General features: G+C 70.1%; 10 protein-coding genes and 3 pseudogenes. 1 reads left to right on the top strand and 12 read right to left on the bottom strand.

Going from position 1 to position 18,080, the window contains the following annotated elements; genetic code table 11:
• Positions 1–4: 4 nt before the first annotated feature.
• The 10 genes and pseudogenes from ACZ4RZ_RS07465 to ACZ4RZ_RS07510 form a co-directional block, all read right to left on the bottom strand.
• On the bottom strand, positions 5–1,168 hold the full coding sequence (locus ACZ4RZ_RS07465) for a substrate-binding domain-containing protein (protein ID WP_467742941.1): 1,164 nt from the start codon (positions 1,166–1,168) through the stop codon (positions 5–7).
• Between the two features lie 73 nt (positions 1,169–1,241).
• Positions 1,242–2,363 (bottom strand): ABC transporter permease, encoded by a 1,122-nt coding sequence (locus ACZ4RZ_RS07470; protein WP_467742943.1) that lies wholly within the window; start codon positions 2,361–2,363, stop codon positions 1,242–1,244.
• A complete protein-coding gene (locus tag ACZ4RZ_RS07475; protein WP_467743094.1) occupies positions 2,360–3,904 on the bottom strand; it encodes a sugar ABC transporter ATP-binding protein in 1,545 nt (514 codons plus the stop codon). The genes ACZ4RZ_RS07470 and ACZ4RZ_RS07475 overlap by 4 nt, the downstream gene beginning before the upstream one ends.
• Before the next feature lie 201 nt (positions 3,905–4,105).
• Complete coding sequence (locus ACZ4RZ_RS07480) at positions 4,106–6,955, bottom strand: SpoIIE family protein phosphatase (RefSeq protein ID WP_467742945.1); 2,850 nt, start codon at positions 6,953–6,955, stop codon at positions 4,106–4,108.
• A 155-nt stretch (positions 6,956–7,110) separates the two neighbouring features.
• A pseudogene (locus tag ACZ4RZ_RS07485) lies at positions 7,111–7,477 on the bottom strand (cyclase family protein); the annotation flags it as partial.
• 87 nt (positions 7,478–7,564) lie between these two features.
• Positions 7,565–8,176: a hypothetical protein gene (locus ACZ4RZ_RS07490; RefSeq protein WP_467742947.1), complete on the bottom strand. Its 612-nt coding sequence runs from the start codon at positions 8,174–8,176 to the stop codon at positions 7,565–7,567.
• A 284-nt stretch (positions 8,177–8,460) separates the two neighbouring features.
• The gene (locus tag ACZ4RZ_RS07495; RefSeq protein WP_467742949.1) at positions 8,461–10,899 is read right to left on the bottom strand and encodes an ATP-binding SpoIIE family protein phosphatase; all 2,439 of its coding nucleotides are present in this window, start codon (positions 10,897–10,899) and stop codon (positions 8,461–8,463) included.
• Positions 10,900–10,974: 75 nt separating this feature from the next.
• On the bottom strand, positions 10,975–13,452 hold the full coding sequence (locus ACZ4RZ_RS07500; protein WP_467742951.1) for a SpoIIE family protein phosphatase: 2,478 nt from the start codon (positions 13,450–13,452) through the stop codon (positions 10,975–10,977).
• Between the two features lie 262 nt (positions 13,453–13,714).
• Positions 13,715–14,119: pseudogene (locus tag ACZ4RZ_RS07505) on the bottom strand (cytochrome P450); the annotation flags it as partial.
• Between the two features lie 241 nt (positions 14,120–14,360).
• Positions 14,361–15,470: an FAD-dependent oxidoreductase gene (locus tag ACZ4RZ_RS07510; protein WP_467742953.1), complete on the bottom strand. Its 1,110-nt coding sequence runs from the start codon at positions 15,468–15,470 to the stop codon at positions 14,361–14,363.
• Positions 15,471–15,540: 70 nt separating this feature from the next.
• Between ACZ4RZ_RS07510 and ACZ4RZ_RS07515 the strand changes: the two genes are divergently transcribed.
• On the top strand, positions 15,541–16,221 hold the full coding sequence (locus ACZ4RZ_RS07515) for a TetR/AcrR family transcriptional regulator (protein ID WP_467743095.1): 681 nt from the start codon (positions 15,541–15,543) through the stop codon (positions 16,219–16,221).
• A gap of 260 nt (positions 16,222–16,481) precedes the next feature.
• Here ACZ4RZ_RS07515 and ACZ4RZ_RS07520 read toward each other — a convergent pair.
• Positions 16,482–16,652 (bottom strand): annotated as a pseudogene (locus tag ACZ4RZ_RS07520) (transporter); the annotation flags it as partial.
• Positions 16,653–16,787: 135 nt separating this feature from the next.
• On the bottom strand, positions 16,788–18,080 hold a 1,293-nt coding region (locus ACZ4RZ_RS07525; protein ID WP_467742955.1), incomplete at its 5' end, for a WD40 repeat domain-containing protein.

Consider the following 18,080-nt stretch of genomic DNA (forward strand, 5'->3'; position numbering starts at 1 on the left):
GCTCCTACTCGCCCCAGATCTTCCGGTACGCCTTTCGATAGCCCGACGGGTCCCAGGTCGTGGCCCCCCGCGTGTTGTCGGCCGTGGTGATGTGGACGGGGGCCACATATCCGCTGGCGGGCCGGCCGGCGAAGGCGCGGTTGAACTCGTCGACGATCTGCCAGCCCTGCAGGGACAGCGGCTCGGGGACAGTGGCGGCCTGGTACTGCTTGCTGTCGATGCGCTGGAAGGCCGAGGGGTCGCCGTCGCCGGCACCGATGTTGAACGGTGGGCCGGAGCCTTTCTTGCCGGCGGCACGGAAGGCGGGGGCCGCATCGGCGAAGTACAGGTCGTTGATGGCGACGGAGTGGGTCCACTTGCTCTGGAAGCGGGAGAGAAGGGCGGAGATCTCCCGGGGGGTGCGGCTGCTCGCATCCGGAATCGGGATGTTCTCCTGCGCCAGCAGCTTGACGCCCGCGCAGGTGGCGAGCTCCTTCCTGATCAGATCGGACTTGTTCTTGGCGAAGGGGATCGAGGCGTCGGTGATGAGCACGACCCCGGCGTGGCCGTTGGAGTGCGAGATGATCCACTGCGCGCTGATGCCCGCCACGTCCTCGACCCGGGTGGTGACGTTGGTGAAGAGTTCGGGCCGCCGGCTGGGTCCGGGGACGGCGACCGCGTGCCAGCCGATGAGCGGGATGCGTGCCGCGTTGGCCAGCGAGACCTGCCGCGACGTCGAGCTGGGGTCGAAGCCGCCGATGACGATGCCCGAGGGTTTGAGGGCCACGGCCGCGCTCATCGCCGCCTGGATACCGGCGGGTGTGCCCCCGCCGTCGATCACCCGGACGTTCCAGCCGATGACCCGTGCGGCTTTCCTCACGCCGCCCGCGGCGCCCGCGACTCCGGGATTGGTCATGGTCTGGGCGACGTAGACGATGGTCTTGCCGGACACCGCCGTGGGGCCGCCGGTCGGCCCGTTCCAGGGGACGTCGGTCTGCTCCGCCTGCCTGACGGCGGCCTGGGCCCGGGCGTGGACCGCAGGGCAGCCGCTCGGGCCCGTGGTGGAGTCCCCCGTGCCGCTCGACGAGCCGCGTTCGCAGCCCGCAAGGAGGGTTGCTGCGGCCAGCAGTGTGGTGACGGCGGGCCGAGCCTTGATGAGGCCGGGGGTGGCTTTGCGGTTGCCGTGCACGGGGAGCTCCTCGCGGAGAAATGAGCGGGAAGATGCGGCCGGTGGGGCACGCAGGTGACGCCCGTGGCATGGGTCAGGGAGTGGTGCCCGCTCTACCACCGTCCCGCGGCGGGGAGGACGGCGGTGGAGGCGCCGCGGCGGGCGCATCGCGGGCCGCTGTGGCGCCGTTGCGCAGGCGGCGGGCGGAGTAGCCGGACAGGCCGACAGCCATGAGCAGGGTGCCACCGTAGAACAGTGGGTTCGTCCAGAAGTCTGCGCCCATCTGACCGATGCCGGTGAGGCCGACGGCGAGGACCGCGACGGCGACGAGCGTGCCCATGGCGTTGGGGCGGCCGGGTTTGATCGCGGTGGAGCCCAGAAGGGCGCCGACGAAGGCGGGCAGCAGGTAGTCGAGGCCGACGCTGGGATTGCCGATCTGCTGTTGGGCCGCCAGCAGCACACCTGCGAAGCCGACGATCAGCCCCGATGCGGTGAACGCGTAGACGGAGTACTTGCGCGTCGGGATGCCGACGAGGTCGGCGGCGCGCGGGTTCGAGCCGATGACGTACAGGTACCGGCCGAGCGGCAGCCTCTCCAGCAGCAGCCAGAGGGCGACCGCGAGGGCGAGTACGTAGAAGGCGGGGACCGGAAGGCCGAGGAACGTGGAGTCGTAGAGGTCGGTGAAGGCGGCCGGGAGGCCTTGCGGGCCGGGGACGATCCGGGCACCGTCGGTGACCCAGCCGGTCACGGCGGACAGCATGCTGCCGGTCCCGAGGGTGGCGATGAAGGAGTCGATCCGGCCGAACTCCACGATGACACCGTTGAGGATGCCCACGACCGCCCCGCCGATGATCACCGCGAGGCAGGCGAGCGGCCAGGGCCACCCGTCGTTGACGACGAGCTGCATCACCATGACGTGAGCCAGGCCGAGTCCGTAGCCGATGGAGAGGTCGAATTGGCCGGTGACGATGGGGACCATGGCGGCGAGCGCGAGGACGGCCGGGATCGACTGGGTGGACAGGATCGCGTCGACGGTGTCCAGCGTGGGGAAGGTACGTGGCAGGGTGAGGGAGAAGGTCAGGAAGAGCAAGGCGGTGAGGGTCAGGAGGCCGTACGTGCCGATGAGGTGCCCGCCCGGGCGGCGCAGTCGCCTCAGCGGGCCCAGTCGGTGCGGTCGGTGCGGCCTGGATCGGGGCGGGGACGGCGAGGCTGTCACGGGTTAGCGGTTCCGGAGAGGGGAATGGCCGAAGCCGCTCGGGTGAGCCCGGCGACCGTGAGGGCCGGACCGCTCAACTCGGCCGTCACGGACCCGCGGACGAAGACCAGGGCTCGCCGGCACACGCCCGCGACCTCCTCGAAGTCGGTGGAGATGAGCAGGACCGCAAGGCCGGCGGCCAGCGCCTCGTCGAGCAGGCGGTAGACCGCGGCCTTGGCGCCGATGTCCACGCTCGCGGTCGGCTCCTCGAGGATGAGCAGGCGCAGGCCCACCCGGAGCCATCGGCCGATCATGACCTTCTGCTGGTTTCCGCCGGACAGGCTGGCGATGGGCGCCTCGCTGTCGCGGGGACGCACCGAGAACCGTTCGATCAAGGTGGCGGCCTCGGCGCGTTCGCGGCGGGGGCTGATCCAGCGCAGCGCCGGCCGGCCTCCCGCGCGGGGGTTGGCCAGGAAGTTCTCCCGTACGGTCAGCTCGGCGGCACAGCCCTCCCGCTGTCTGTCGCCGGCCACGAAGCCCACGCCGAGGCCGACGGCATCGGCGACCGTACGCGGGCTGTACGGCCGGCCGCCGAGAAGGACCCGCCCGTCGAGGACGGACCGGGAGCCGGCGAGGGCTCGGCCCAGGTCCATATGCCCGGCGCCCGAGAGGCCGACCAGGCCCAGGACTTCCCCGGCCCTGAGTTCCAGGCTGACCGGTCCCGCGTCTGCGGTCCGTACGCCGTCGAGGGTCAGGACGGCCGGGCCGCCGGCCGGGACCGTGGCGGGGCGGCGGTCGGTCAGTTCCTCGCCGACGATGTCGTGCACCAGACGGGCGGGGCGGTGGCCCGCCAGCGGGCCGTGGCTGACGAGGTGGCCGTCGCGCAGGACGGCGAAGGTGTCGGCGACCTTGTACACCTCGTCCAGCCGGTGGCTGACGTAGAGAATGCCGTGCCCCCGGTCGCGCAGGGCGTGCAGCACGCGGAAGAGCCGGGCGCAGTCCGCGGCGGGAAGGCGGGCGGTCGGCTCGTCGAGGACGATGAGCTTCGCATCTGCCGCCAGGGCTCGGGCGATGGCGACCAGCGAGCGCTCGGCGGGGGCGAGTTGGGCGATCGGCGCGTCGGGGTCGAGCGGCGCGGCGACGATCCTCAGGGCATCGGCGCAGCGCTCCCGGGTCCGCCTCCAGGAGATCAGTCCGGCGCGGCGCCGATACCCGGTGCCCAGGGCGATGTTCTCGGCGACCGTCATCCACTCCACGAGACCGAGGTCCTGGTGGATGAAGGACATGCTGCGAGAGGCGGCATGACTCCCGAGCGGGTGCCCGTCCACTGTGATCTGCCCCGCGTCGGCGTGGTGGACGCCGGCGAGCACCTTGATGAGCGTGGACTTTCCGGCACCGTTGGGGCCGAGGAGGGCGAGGACGCTGCCGACGTGGATGTCGAGGTCGACCCCGGCCAGCGCGAGGGTGCCGCCGAACCGCTTACCGAGCCCGCGGATGCGGACCAGAGGTTCCGCCCCGAAGGGCGGGACCGCCTTCGCAGAAGTGTCGGGAGCGTCATGCACGGACATCTCCGGAGGTTCGGCCTGGCGAGTACTTCCCGACTTTCCTCGTTGATATTAGTAGGGCGAATCATGGCATGTCAGACATCTCGCCGACTTCTGTGACTCCAACGGGCCAGTGGGGCGCCCAAGGCATTCACCGTGTCCGGTGGTTGGTCTCGCGTGTCCGACGATCGCGTCGGCCGCATTGCCGCGCTCAGTCCCTCAGGCGCCGTCGAGCCCGCATTCGGCCCAGATGACCTTGCCCACAGGCAGGTAGCGCGTACCCCAGCTCTGCGCCAACTGCGCGACGAGGAACAGACCTCGGCCGCCCTCGTCGGTGCTGGCCGCCCGGCGCAGATGCGGGGCGGTGTTGCTGGTGTCGGAAACCTCGCAGATCAGGGTGCGGTCGTGGAGCAGCCGCACCCGGATGGGCCCTGCACCGTGGCGGATGGCGTTGGTGACCAGCTCGCTGAGCATCAGTTCCGCGGCGAACGCGGCCTCGTCGAGTCCCCACTCGGCCAACTGCCGCAGGGCGGCGGCGCGGACTTCGCTGACCCGGGCGGGGTCGGCGGGCAGGTCCCAGGTGGCGATCCGGTGGGGGTCCAGGGCGTGGGTGCGGGCGACGAGCAGAGCGATGTCGTCGCAGGGGTGGGCGGGCGCCACGGTGTCCAGGACCGCCTGACAGGTCTCCTCGGGTGTGCGCTCCGGGTGGGCCAGGGCTCCGCGCAGCTGGTCGAGGACCACGTCGACGTCGCGGTGTGGATCCTGTATGAGTCCGTCCGTGTAGAGGACCAGTTGGCTGTCCTCGGGGAGGTGGATCTCGGCGGCTTCGAAGGGCAGGCCCCCGAGGCCGAGAGGGGGCCCGGCGGGCAGATCGGGGAACGACACGGTGCCGTCGGGCTGCACCAGCGCGGGCGGAGGGTGGCCGGCGCGGGCCATGGTGCACAGCTGTGCGGTCGGGTCGTAGATGGCGTACAGGCAGGTCGCGCCGATGATGCCGACACCGTCGGCGGCGGGCTCCTCCCGGTCCAGGCGTCCCACGAGGTTGTCGAGGTGGGTGAGGACTTCGTCCGGGGGGAAGTCGAGTTCGGCGAAGCTGCGTGCGGCGGTGCGCAGCCGCCCCATGGTGGCGGCGGAGAGCATGCCGTGGCCGACGACGTCGCCGACGAAGAGACCGATACGGGTGCCCGAGAGGGGGATGACGTCGTACCAGTCTCCGCCCACGTCGGATTCGGCGGGCAGGTAGCGAAGGGCGACCTCGACGGCGTCCTGATCGGGCAGACCATGCGGAAGCAGGCTGCGCTGCAGGGCCAGGACCATGGTGCGTTCGTGCGTGTAGCGCCGGGCGTTGTCGATGGACAGGGCGGCGCGGGTGGCGAGTTCCTGGGCCAGCGAACGGTCGTCGTCACTGAAGGGGGCGGGGTCTTGCGCACGGTAGAAGCTGGCGATGCCCAGGACCACGCCGCGGGCGACCAGGGGCACCGCGATCAGGGAGTGGACATCGGTGAGAAGTTGTTCGGTGTGCTCGGGATCCTGGGCCAGCCAGCCCGCGGCGGTCTTCAGATCCGGTTCCAGCACTGCCTGCACGCTGGTCAGACAACGCAGCTGGGGCGAGGTCGGGCCGAAGTCGACCTGCTGGCCGACCGGACTGAAGGGCAAGTCGTCGCGGATGCCGTGGACCACCGTACGGCGCAGGTCGCTGCGGGGATCGGCGGACTCCTCGCCGCGCAGTACGGCCTCGGGCAGGTCGATGGTGACGAAGTCGGCCAGTCGCGGCACCGCCGTCTCGGCGAGTTCCTGGGCGGTGCGGCGCACGTCCAGGGTGGTGCCTATGCGGGCGCTGGCCTCGGACAGCAACTCCAGGCGGCGGCGCGCGGCCAGGGCGTACGTCCCCACGTGCGGCTCCCCCACCAGCACGAGCCCTCGTGCCGGGGGCGGGGAGTCGGGGTGATCGTCCGCCACGCCACCCGTACCGACCGTGGCGAACCGGCCGGGTGCGGCGTCGGGAAGGCGCCTGGACGGCGGGATGGCGGAGAGATGCCCGGGGGCCGCAGCGACGGAAACGGACCCGGACGGCGGGGCGACAGCGACGACGGCGGGCTCGGCGGGCTCGGCGGGGAAGCCCAGCGGCTCGTCGACCTGGCTCGCGATGCCGAGGCGCTCTCGCGATGAGGGGCCGGGGAGGACGGCCTCGATGGCGACACCTTCCACCCCGGAGCCACTCGTCATCGGACGGCTCACGAGCGTGACCCGCCGGCCGTCGAGCAGGGACACGGCGGCGGCGGCCCGCTGCGCGCAGGAGATCAGCTCGGCGGCCTTCTCCATGAGGACCGCCCGGTCACGGGGATGGAGCTCGAGGGCCAGTTCGTCCACCCCGATTCCATGATGAAGACCGACAGCGAATTCGGAGCCAGTGTCCAGGTACGCCCGAAGCAGAGCGCGCTCACGCGCGGAACTCTGCCCCAGCAGCCGCCGCTCGATGGCCTCGGCCGCCTTGCGTATCACGCCGGCCAGCGCCGGGTCCTCGGCGCTGCGCGGATAGCCGAAGCACAGGACGCCCTCGATGCAGCCGCTGAGCGGGTCGCGGACGGGAAGCGCGCGACAGGCGCTTCCCTGAGAGCGCTCGGCGAAGTGCTCGGCACCGTAGACCCGGATAAGTCGCCGCTCCGCCAGTGCGAGACCGATGCCGTTGGTACCGGCGACCTGCTCGGAGAACACGAATCCCGGGACGCGCTGAAACGCCGGGAGACTTCTGGCCAGCGACGCCTCTCCGAAACGGCGCAGGAGGACCGTCCCGCTCGCATCGGCGACGGAGATGTTCATCTTGCTGCCGGCAAACCTGGCCTGTAGCCGGTCGAGCACGGGCACGGCCGCGCGGACGATCCGACCGTCGCGATCGAAATCCTCTCGGAAGGGGAGATCGGATTGGTCCGGTGAGAGGCCCAGGGAGCGGCTGCGCTGCCACGAATTCAAGATCGACGATCGCACGCCCGCCTCGACCGGCTCACCCTGCAGAAACCGCTCACGAGAATGGGCGGGCCCTGTGCCGCCTGTCGCACGCCCCGTCCGCATCGGTTCCCCGCCGGACCGAACCACGCTTCGCCTCACTCGCGTCTTCGCACGTCAGATTTTCAAAAATATCCTGGTATTGACGAGAATACGGTTATTAAGGGACCGAGTCACGGTTCGTAAATTTCCGCACGCGCCATAACCGGACGGGCCCGCTGTCACAGGACCGCGACCGGGTTGACGGGCGAGCCCGTCCCGCCCGGAACGTTCAGCGGCGCCACGGCGAGCAAGAGCTCAAGCCGCCCGGCCACGGCGGTCGCGGCCGAGTGTGCCTCCAGGTCGAGGTTGTCCAGCAGCGGCACCCCCATCGCGGCCACGGCGGGCGTGGACCGGCGAGTGCACAGCATCCACGGGCATCAGGGCCGTACGTCACTGTCGCCGTCCCGCCGAGCAGCACGATGCCGCGCTCGGCCGGCAGCGGTACGGCGTCCACATGGAAGCCGCACTCGCCGTGTCGGGGTCCCAGGCACCGAGTTCCCTGCGGCGGCGGACGTGTCCGGAGCGCAGCAGCACCGCGTCGCCCTCATTCTGCTCGCCCTACAACGCAGGGGATGAGGCCGCACATGCCTGGAGCCTGTCTGATGGGTCGTGATGCGGGTGATGAGCCCCAGGTCAGTGCAGATCTACCTGGAAGGCGTGACGGTGGTCGGCGGGGCAGGTGAAGATGCGCAGGTCTCCCCACCGGCCGACGACAACCCCTGTCTCGTCGTCACTGGCCACGGTGAACAGGAGCGTCATGGCCGTGCCACAGTCACCGCAGGGAGAGACTGTGGGGTGTGTCAGGTGCCAGGTTGGCCAGCCGCCGAGTTTCCAGCCGGCGAGGCGGGTGATGACGTCACCGCCGTCGCCGGTCTCGCGGACCAGTTCCTCCAGCCGCGGACGGAGTTCTGCAGGCAGCTCCTCACGGAAAGGGAAGTCGGTCACGTGCTCAGCGGTGATGGCGCAAGCCTGGGGCAGGTAGCCGTCCTCGTCATACCGCAAGGGTGACGGCGGGGTCCTCAATTGGCTGATCACGTCAGCGGCGCGACGCCATCGCATCTCAAGCACAGGGCTGACGTCAGCCTGCTGGGCCGGAGGATCCCAGTGTTCATTGGGGCACCAAAGGATCTGCAAGAGGTCGATGCCAGCGGGCCACCAGGGTCCCGGCGCGTCGCGCCGGAAGATCTGTACGACCGGCACCATGGCCGTGGCGGGCACGCCGGCAGGGCTGTTCTCGTCGGGCAAGGAGCACTCGGGCCACGGTTCGTCACGCGGCCACAGCAGTGGTCCGCCGATCGAACTGTTCCGGCAGTCCGGCTCTGCCCGCTCGGGATGGAGTACGACTGCGTCGCGCGCGTGGGGAGCGAGTGCGGGAAGCGCGGCGAGAATCGCTTCGGTCGTCGGTCTGGGGGTGCGCGTCATCATGCCTTCCGGTCAGCTGGTCGTAGATCGCTCGCAGCGTATAAGCCAGCTGTGACAGCGGTTCCCACTCGCGGATCACGAGCGGCTGCGACAAGTCGGGAAGTCAGTCAGCGGGTGCGCTCGATGGGCTGTTCGGACCAGATTGTCTTGTGGTTCTGGCCATGGCGGCAGCCCCAGCGCTCGGCGAGTTGGGCGACGAGGAACAGGCCGCGTCCGCCCTCGTCTGTGGTGCGTGCGCGGCGCAGGCGGGGTTGGGTGCTGCTGGAGTCGGTGACCTCGCAGACCAGAACGTGGTGGCGGATCAGTCGCAGTTCCGCCGGCGGACGGCCGTAGCGGATCGCGTTGGTGACCAGTTCGCTGACGATGAGTTCGGTGGTGAAGAGGAGGTCGTCCAGCCCCCATGTGGTGAGTAGGCGGGTCGCCCATTCCCGGGCCTGGGAGACGGCAGCGGGGTCGGCCGGTATCTGCCAGTGAGCGGTGTCCTTGGCCGGTATGGCGCGGGTTCGTGCCAGCAGCAGGGTCGCGTCGTCACGCGGTGCGTCGTCCACCAGATCGCCGAGGAGGGCCCTGCCGGTCTCGTCCAGAGCGCGGTCCGGGCGGCAGGACGTGGCGAGCGCATCGGTCAGCCGCCGGAGCCCGTCGTCGATGTCGTGCGCGCCTCGGTGGACCAGGCCGTCGGTGTAGAGCGCGAGGACGCTGCCCGGCTCGAGGTCGATCGTGGTGGTCTCGTACGGCATGCCGCAGACGGCGAGGGGTGGCCCCGGGAGAACTTCGACGGCTTCGGCGGTTCCATCGGGCCGGACGAGCACGGGCGGTGGGTGCCCGGCACTGGCCATGGCGCAGCGTCGGGTGACAGGGTCGTAGACCGCGTAGAGGCAGGTGGCGCCCATGACGTCGTGGCTGCCGGGTGCTGCTTCCGCCGCGAGGCGCTGGACCAGGTCGGCGATCCGGGTGAGCAGTTCGTCCGGCTCCAGTTCGAGGTCGGCAAGCGTCTGGATGGCGGCGCGCAGACGGCCCATGGTGGCGCTTGCGGGTATGCCACGGCCGATCACGTCTCCGGCGACGAGGGCCAGCCGGAGAGAGGGCAGGCTGATGGCGTCGTACCAGTCGCCGTTGGTGCCCGCTCCACGACCTGTTGGCAGGTAGACGCCGGCGGTCTCAGCTGCCGGGGTGTCGGTCGTGGCCGGAGGAAGCAGGCTCCGCTGCAAGGCCATGGCCGCTCTGTGCTCGCGCGTGTACCGGCGGGCGTTGTCGATGGCGAGCGCCCCCCGTGAGGCGATCTGTCTCATGAGATCCACCTCGTCCTCGGTGAACGGTTCGGACGGGCCGGTGCGCCAGACCACAATCGCGCCGAGGGTGAGGCCGCGGGCGTACAGCGGTGCCGCCATCACCGCATGGGCGTCGTGCGGGAGGAGCTGCTCGACCAGCTGCCGGCCGCCGACCAGCGCGACGAAGTCGTCCCGGCCGTAAACGACCGTCTCGCCATGCTGGAAGCGGCGCAGGAGCGGGTGGTCGGACAGTGGTGGGACGAGGTTGCCGCGCTTGATGCCGGCCGGCCACGCTCCAGTGGCCGGCACCAGAGCCGCCATGCGCAGATGCAGATCTCCTCCGCCCAGCCGCTCGGGGGGTTCGTCACCGTCGAAGACGGCCTGCGCAAGGTCGACTGCGGCCAGATCCCCGAAGGCGGGTACGAGTACGTCCGCGAGGTCCTGCGCGGTCCGCACGACATCCAGGGAGCCTCCCACGCGCTCGGCAACCTCGCGGGCGAGATCCAGTTGTCGGCGGGCACGCAGTTGGTCGGTGTCGTCTATGTACATGGCTGCGACTCCCGTGGGGCGTCCTCGTGCGTCCTCCAGACGGAAGGCGGACAGCGACAGCGCGTGCCGCCGCATCGGATGGTGCTGCCAGCTCACGTGCTGGTTCCTGCCGAGCACCGGGATGCCCGTCTCGAGGACCTGGCGCAGTACCGCCTCGATGCTCTCGGCGTCCTCGGCGCACAGCACGTCGTACAGCCGCGTGCCCGGCTGTACGGGACGGCCGTCGCGCGTGTCCGGCATGGCGTTCGTCTGCACGGTGGTGAGATCCGTGTCGTGCAGAGCGATCGTGATCCGGTTCTGTGCGGACAGTGCGCGCAGGAGCGCTGCGCCGTGCTGACGGTCGGCGACGTGAAGGGTGGGGGCCGCGAGCACGAGGAAGTCCGCCGAGCCGCTCACCCGTGTGGTCCGGAATGTGACGTCGATCGTGTTGCCGCACTGGTGCCGCAGTCGTACCCGGCCGGTCGCCGGCAATTGCGTGGCCCTGCGCAGGTCGCGCGGGAGGTCGGCCACCAGTTCCCGCACGGGGCGGCCGTGGACCTCGTCGGCGCAGAACCCCGTCAGGTCCTGTGCTGTCCCGGTCCACCCCACCACCGCGCCTCGATCGTCGAGCACGGCGGCGGCCAGACCGTCGAAGGCGTTCGGCCCGCCGCCGGGGACGGTGCCGGAGACGCTCGTCGATCCTTGGGAGGCGCCTGCCGAGTCGGCGTTTTCAGCATTCGATGTGTCCATATCTCTGGCTTTCCTTTGCGAGAGCCCGCAGCTCCGAGAGGGGGGATCCTGTGGCGGCTGTCGGCCGCCGGCGCGTCAGAGGGCGCCGGCTGTGGAGGGCAGGTCTTGTTCGGCCCAGACGACCTTGCTGTCTGCCGCGGAGCGGGAACCCCACCTGCGCGACAGCCGAGCCACCAGGTAGAGGCCGCGGCCGTGCTCGTCGTAAGTGCGGGGATGGCGGGGGCGTGGCTGGCCGGTGCTGGTGTCGGAGACTTCACACGTCAGCACCCGGTGCTGGATGAGCCGTAGGCGGCTCGGGCCGTCTCCGTGGCGGATCGCGTTGGCGACCAGTTCGCTGACGATCGACTCCATGGTCGTCACGAGCGGCTCCAGACCCCATTCCCTGAGCTGACGGGCGGCCAGGTGCCGGGCTGTCGGGACGGTGACGAGTTCGTCCGGCAGGTCCCAGGAGGCGACCTGGGCGGGTTGCAGTGCGCGGGTCCGCGCAAGGAGCAAGGTGACGTCGTCGGCCGGTGCCTGAGTCGGCAAGGTCTCCATCGCCCGCGAGCACAGGTCCTCCAGGGATGCACCCGGCTGTGCGAGAGCGGTGCCCAGGCGCTGCAGGCCGACGTCGATGTCCTCGTCGCGGGACTCGACCAAGCCGTCGGAGTAGAAGGCGAGCACACTTCCCTCGGGCAGGTCCAGTTCCACGGACTCGAAAGGCACCAGGCCGAGACCGAGGCCGAGCGGGGCTCCTGCGGGCAGGTCGGGAATGGTGACCTTGCCCTGCGCGTCGACGATCAGGGGCGGGGGATGCCCGGCCCGCGCCATCGTGCACCGTCGGGCGACCGGGTCGTAGACGGCGTACAGACAGGTGGCACCCACCACCGCGGGCACCTCGTCGGAGACGTCGGCGTCCTCGTCGTTCAGTCGCCGGACCGTGTCGTCGAGGTGCGACAGCAGTTCGTCCGGGGGCAGGTCGAGGTCCGCGAGCGTTCGCACGGCGGTGCGCAGCCTGCCCATGGTGGCCGCGGCATTGATGCCGTGCCCCACCACGTCGCCGACGACCAGGGCCACCCGGGCGCTGGACAGCTCGATCACGTCGAACCAGTCGCCCCCCACACCGTGGTCCATGTCGGCCGGCACATAGCGCGAGGCGACCTCGACAGCGGCACCGCCCTGCACCCGGTGAGGGAGGAGATCACGTTGCAGCGTCAGGGCGGCGGTGCGCTCACGCGCGTACTGGAGCGCGTTGTCCAGGCAGAGTGCGGCCCGTGTGACCAGCTCCTCGGCCAGGAGCAGGTCGTCCTCCTGGAACGGCGTCTGTTCCAGGGAACGGCCGAACAGCGCCAGTCCCAGCACGCAGCGCCGCGCACGGATGGGTACGACCATCAAGGAGTGGACGCCGCTGTCGCGTACCTTCTGCGCCCGCACCGGGTCATGGTCGACCCAGGGGCCGGCATGGGTGTCCAGCACCGGCTCCAGGTACGACCGGCCCGTGCGCATGGCGGCGGAGAACGGCGAGTCCGGGTGGGCGTGGACCACCTCTTCACGCACCCACGGCAACTCGAGGACACCCAGGTCGACGGAGGCCAGACCGGCACGGCGCATCAGCTGCGGGCGGCCACTCGTCGTGCCGATCCGTGCCGACGGCTCGACGCCGTACGGAACAGACTCCACGAGATCGACGAGGGCGTGGTCGGCCAGCAGGGGCACGGCGAGCTCTGCCAGCTCCTGCCCGGTTCGCATCACGTCGAGGGTGCTCCCGATGTGCGTGCCGGCCTCGCTGAGGATGGCGAGGCGCTCGCGCGCCCGCCGGTTCCCGGTGACGTCCACGGTCATGGAGCACACGCCCAGTGGCGTGCCGTCCGCGCCCTGGAGACAGAAGAACGAGGCCGAGAACGCGTGCTCACGGGGCCGGTCCGCAGGCGGCCACGCACGGTACTCGTGCACCGTCGTCGTGCCGCTCTTCAACACCTGCCGCATCACCACCTCGAGCGCTTCGGCCTCGACGGCAGGCAGTGAGTCCTTCAGACCGCGCCCGAAGCGTCGGTGACGAGGAACGCCGTCGTGACGCTCCATGGCGTCGTTCACCCACACACAGCGCAGCTGCGGGTCATAAACGACGATGCCGATCGGTGCGCGGGCAAGGAGCGACTCCCTCACCGGTCCGCTGGTCGCCCCCGAGGACAGGGAACCTATGTCCGTCACGGACACCAGCCACCGGGTGCCGGCGTCCTGCCCGCGCAGCAGCGAGACCTGCAGCGTCATCCTGAGCCTGTGGCCGTCGCGGTGGCGTATCGCCACGGTGCCGGACCAGCCACCCCGCGCACGGCACTGCTCGGAGAACGCCGAAGCCCTCCGGGCGTCCTCGGGAGGCGGCAGCACGTGTGCGGCGGACCGGCCCACCACCTCCCCGGCCGAGTAACCGACGAGCTGCTGAGCGGCGTGCGTCCACCCGACCACGGTGCCCTTGGCATCGAGCATCGCTATCGCGGCGTCCGGCATCTCACGGGGGCTCGCCGGCTCGGGGAGGAGGGTGTGGTCGGTGTTGGTCATCGCGGTCCGTCCCATCGGTGCGGAAGTAAGAGCGTCGGCACTTGGCTCGGCGGCCCTGTGTGCAGCCGTGGTGAACGGCGTTGTCCCGGTGAGCGGCACACGGTGCGGTATGTGTCGTAGTGGAGCATATCCCCATTTCTGATGAAATAGTCAGATGTAATCGCCCGGGCGTCAAGACCCTCATACGTGATCGGATCATCAGGCACGCGTGCTGTAGCTCATCGCTCGGCGCCCTCTTCCCGCTGCAGCGGGAAGAGGGCGCCGAGGCCACTCGGCCTCACAGTTGGATGGGCGGGTGGCCGGGTCCGCGGAGCATGGCGTCCCGGCGGTACGAGGGCGGGTCTTCGACCAGGCGGGCGCTGCCGAGGTGGGGAAGCAGCGCGCTGAGCGCGGCGTACGCCTCGACGCGGGCCAGGGGGCCGCCGTAGCACACGTGGATACCACTGCCGAAGCCGAGGTGCTGGTTGTCCGCGCGAGTGGGGTCGAACCGGTCGACCTCGTGGAACCGCATGGGATCGCGGTTGCCCGAGGCCGGCACCAGAATGACGGACGCGTGTTGCGGGATCTTGGTGCCGGCGACGTCCATGTCGGCGCGCGGGACACGCTCGCGCATGTGGACTGGGGGCTCGTAGCGCAGCAACTCCTCCACCGCGCGCGGCAGCAGGTCCGGTTCGCGGCGCAGCAGCCGACTTCGACTCGTCGGTACATGGCATCGTGGCCCAGCCGTTTCTGCTGAAGGCCGTGGCCAAGGGCAAGATCCGGAAGCACATCCCGGACTACTTCCTGATCACGGAGCACGGTCCGACGGTGGTGGACGTCAAGCCGCACCACCAACTGGCGAGGCCAGAGGTGGTTTCCACCTTCGCGTGGACCCGGCAGGCGGTGGCGCTGAACGACCGGTTTCCTGGTCGTATTTGTTACCTTCAGCCAGGTTGGAAGAATGCGAGCATTTTCTGGGCGGCGTCCGGCGACGTCAGCAATTCCTGGATGTCCGCGGACATCCGGGCGGCAGCGCTGGTGCGTTCGAACATCTCGCGTTCGTATTCTTTGACGGCGGCGGGAAAGTCGTCCGGGTGCGCGGCCAGAGCGAGACCGAGCAGGGCGCCGTCGAGCAGCGCCATGTTGGCGCCCTCTCCCACCGGCGGCATCAGGTGCGCGGCATCGCCGAGCAGCGTGACGCCTGGCGTCGACGGCCAGGTCAGGCCGACCGGGAGAGTGGTGATCGACCGCGGCACGACCGTGTCGTCGCAGGCCGCGATCAGCGCGGTGAACCGTGAGTCCCAGCCGGGGAGCAGGTCGATCAGCCGCGCCCGGGCGGCGGCCGGGTCGTCGAACGGGATCCCGCTGGTAGCGAACCAGTCCTCGGCGGTGCCATAGAAGCTGAGGCCGATGCGAACGCGGCCGTCGCCGTTGCGCTGCGCCGCCATGGATATTCCGTTGCCGAGCACCCAGTAGTTGCCGCGCCCGACCATCGCCGCGAGGTCGGGGTGCGTGCGGTCGATGTCAGGAATGCCGACCTCGACGACGTTCTGGCCGATATGCGCCGGGCGGGCGTCGGTGAGCAGCGCGCGGACCCGGGACTGCGCGCCGTCCGCGCCGACCAGCAGGTCATACGTCGCACTGCTGCCGTCGGCGAAGTGCAGCAGGCCGTTGTCGGCGGATTTGAACGCGTGCCCCCAGCGCACCACGTCTTCGGGGAGGGAATCCAGCAGCAGGTTGCGCAGATCAGCGCGGTCGACCTCGGGTCGATCGAGCGGGGCGTCGTCGAGTGTGTCCTCCTGGAGCAGCAGGGTGCCATCCGGCTCGAGAAGACGCATGTCCTGTCCTTCACCACGGGCAATCGCGTAGAACTGGTCGATCAGACCGGCCTCGCGCAGCGCCCGCTGGCCGGAGTGGATGTCGAGCATGCCGCCCTGACCGCGCGCACCGCGTGACGATTCACGTTCATACACGACGGCGTCGATGCCGTTCACGTGCAGCACACGGGCGAGAGCCAGGCCGCCGGGGCCGGCTCCGGCGATGGCGATGGTCATGGTTGCCTCTCCTCGATACGCCGTACGGATCGATACACTGTATCGCCCGATGCCATGTATCGTCAGCGGCATGTTGGTGTGGGAGAGGCCGGAGCCACCGAATCGACCGGCACCGGCCCCTCTGAGCCGGGAGCGGATCGTGCGAGCGGCGATCCAACTGGCCGACGCGGACGGCCTGGAGGCGGTGTCCCTGCGCAAGGTAGCCACCGCGCTGGGCGTCGGGCCGATGCGGCTGTACAGCTACATCGCCAGCAAGGAGGAGTTGCTCGACCTGATGGTCGACGCGGTCCACGCCGAGATCCGGCCGGTCGGAGACGACTGGCGGGAGGTGCTGCGGTCTCTTGCCGAAACCACCCGGCAGGCCGCTCACGAGCACGAATGGCTCGCCGATCTGCTCGGTGGACGACCGCAGCTCGGGCCGCACGCGCTGGCCAGGGGGGAGGCCGTCGTGGCCGCGCTGGGCGGCGTTGATGTGGACGCCATCATGCCGGTGGTCACCGCGGTCGACGCGTACGTAATCGGCGCGGTGCGTCGGGAGATCGCCGAGCGGCGTGCCGAGCGGGCCACCGGGATGGACGAGAAGCGTTGGCAGGCCTCACTCGGGCCCTATCTGGAGCGGACCTTTGCCACCGGCCGATTCCCCGCGCTGGCCACGGTGGTGCGCGATGCCGCCCACCTGGACGCCGACCACACCTTCCGGATCGGCCTCGACTTCCTGCTTGACGGCATCGAAGCCCGCATCTCAAGGTGACGCGCGGCCGAACGGCCGGACCGGTACCGCCCAATGTCTCGCGATGTGAGGCCCTACACCTCTCATGTGGGATCTCAGATTCCGTGGCCGAATCTCACGACCGATGGCCACTCGATGGCCGATCGGCCACAAATCTGAGACAGGCTGGTCGGAGCTGTCCCGTCTCTCTGAGCTTGGGTGAGTCTCACTGATCTGAGTGGGGCGGCCTCGAATCTCAGGTTCGGTGGCTGTTGTCGAGGGGGCGGTCACCCACTGGGAGCCGCGGGGAACACGACTTGGGCCGCTGCCGCAGGTCCGAGCCGTTCGCGGACCAGCCGGTGGAAGGCGTCCCTGTGGTCGAGGAGCCAGGACATGTAGAAGAGGCCCTGGTTGATGACGCCGGCGTCGGTACCGCGCTTGTATTCCACTTTACCGACCGCAGGAGCTCGGATACCTGCTCTGAACTGCGACGATTCACAGGCTGCATGTCCGTGACGCCGAGACGGGCTCTTCGGCGTCACCGTTGGAGTGGTTGTGACGGTCTGTCGAGCCCAGTCACCACGCCGTCGGCCGCCCCGGATCACAGGTCAATTGCCGCGAGTGGGTGCCCCGGGACGGAAGTCGTAGAAATACAGTCCTCGAGCGCCGCCGACTATCAAGCCTCGGCCCTCAGGAGCCCAGGCACAGGCGGCCAGGGAGTCGTCCGTCCGTACCTGGATGACAGGGTGCTCCAGTGCCCGGTCCCAGATCCGCACCGTCCCGTCGCTGCCGGTTGTGGCCAGGCTGGTGCCGTCCGGGGCAATCGCCACGGCCTGCACTTCGCCGGTGTGTCCGGTCAGAGTGTGGGTGCAGGTGCCGGTGGCCCGGTCCCAGATCCGCACTCTCCCCTCACTGTCAACGCCGTAGTCGTGGCCGATTGTGGCGAGCCAGGTGCCGTCCGGGGCAATCGCCATGGCGTCCACATAGCCGTTGTATCCAAGGGTGCTGGTGCGGGTGCCGGTGGCCCGGTCCCAGATCCACACTGCCGAGTTGATGATGGCGGCGAGCCAGGTGCCGTCCGGGGCGATCGCCACGGCCTGCATGCTGCCCGTGTATCCGGTCAGCGTGTTGGTGCAGGAGCCGTTGACCCGGTCCCAGATCCGCACCTCCCCGGGAGTAACGATCTCGCCGCGGTCGGCGGCTCGGTCCGTGATCCGCAGCTCCCCGCCGGGTGGGATGTCGCCGCTGTTCGTGCGGCTGTAAATCACGGGCCGCACCGTCTCGCCGCTGCCGGTAGCGAGCCAGGTGCCGTCCGGAGAAATCGCCACGGCCTGCACTTCGCTGGTGTGTCCAGTCAGGGTGTGGGTGCAGATGCCGGTGGCCCGCAGCCAGATCCGCACCGTTTTGTCGGTGCCTGCCGTGGCGAGCCAGGTGCCGTCCGGGGCAATCGCCACGGCCTGCACTCCGCCGGCGTGCCCGGTCAGCGTGTTGGTACAGGTGCCGGTGTCCCCGTCCCAGATCCGCACCGTCCCGTCGCTGCCGGTCGTGGCAAGCCACGTGCCGTCCGGAGCAACCGCCACCACATCCACCCTGTGGGCGCGTCCAGCGGCGGCGGTGGCATTGTTTGCAGGCCGGTCCCAGATCCGCACGGCTCTGTCGTCACCTCCAGTGGCGAGCCAGGTGCCGTCCGGGGCAATCGCCACGGCCTGCACTCCGCCGGCGTGCCCGGTCAGCGTGTTGGTGCAGGACCCAGTAGCCCGGTCCCAGATCCGCACCGTTCCGTCGCCACCTCCAGTGGCAAGCCAGGTGCCGTCCGGGGCAATCGCCACGGCCTGCACTCCGCCGGCGTGCCCGGTCAGCGTGTTGGTGCAGGACCCAGTAGCCCGGTCCCAGATCCGCAC

This window comes from Streptomyces sp. NPDC027189 (assembly GCF_055566975.1).

Bases quoted from the DNA above. Each gene is read 5' to 3' on its own strand.
- ACZ4RZ_RS07480 (WP_467742945.1), bottom strand. From the start codon at position 6,955: ATGCGGACGGGGCGTGCGACAGGCGGCACAGGGCCCGCCCATTCTCGT.
- ACZ4RZ_RS07500 (WP_467742951.1), bottom strand. From the start codon at position 13,452: ATGGGACGGACCGCGATGACCAACACCGACCACACCCTCCTCCCCGAG.
- ACZ4RZ_RS07510 (WP_467742953.1), bottom strand. From the start codon at position 15,470: ATGACCATCGCCATCGCCGGAGCCGGCCCCGGCGGCCTGGCTCTCGCC.
- ACZ4RZ_RS07515 (WP_467743095.1), top strand. From the start codon at position 15,541: ATGTTGGTGTGGGAGAGGCCGGAGCCACCGAATCGACCGGCACCGGCC.
- ACZ4RZ_RS07495 (WP_467742949.1), bottom strand. From the start codon at position 10,899: ATGGACACATCGAATGCTGAAAACGCCGACTCGGCAGGCGCCTCCCAA.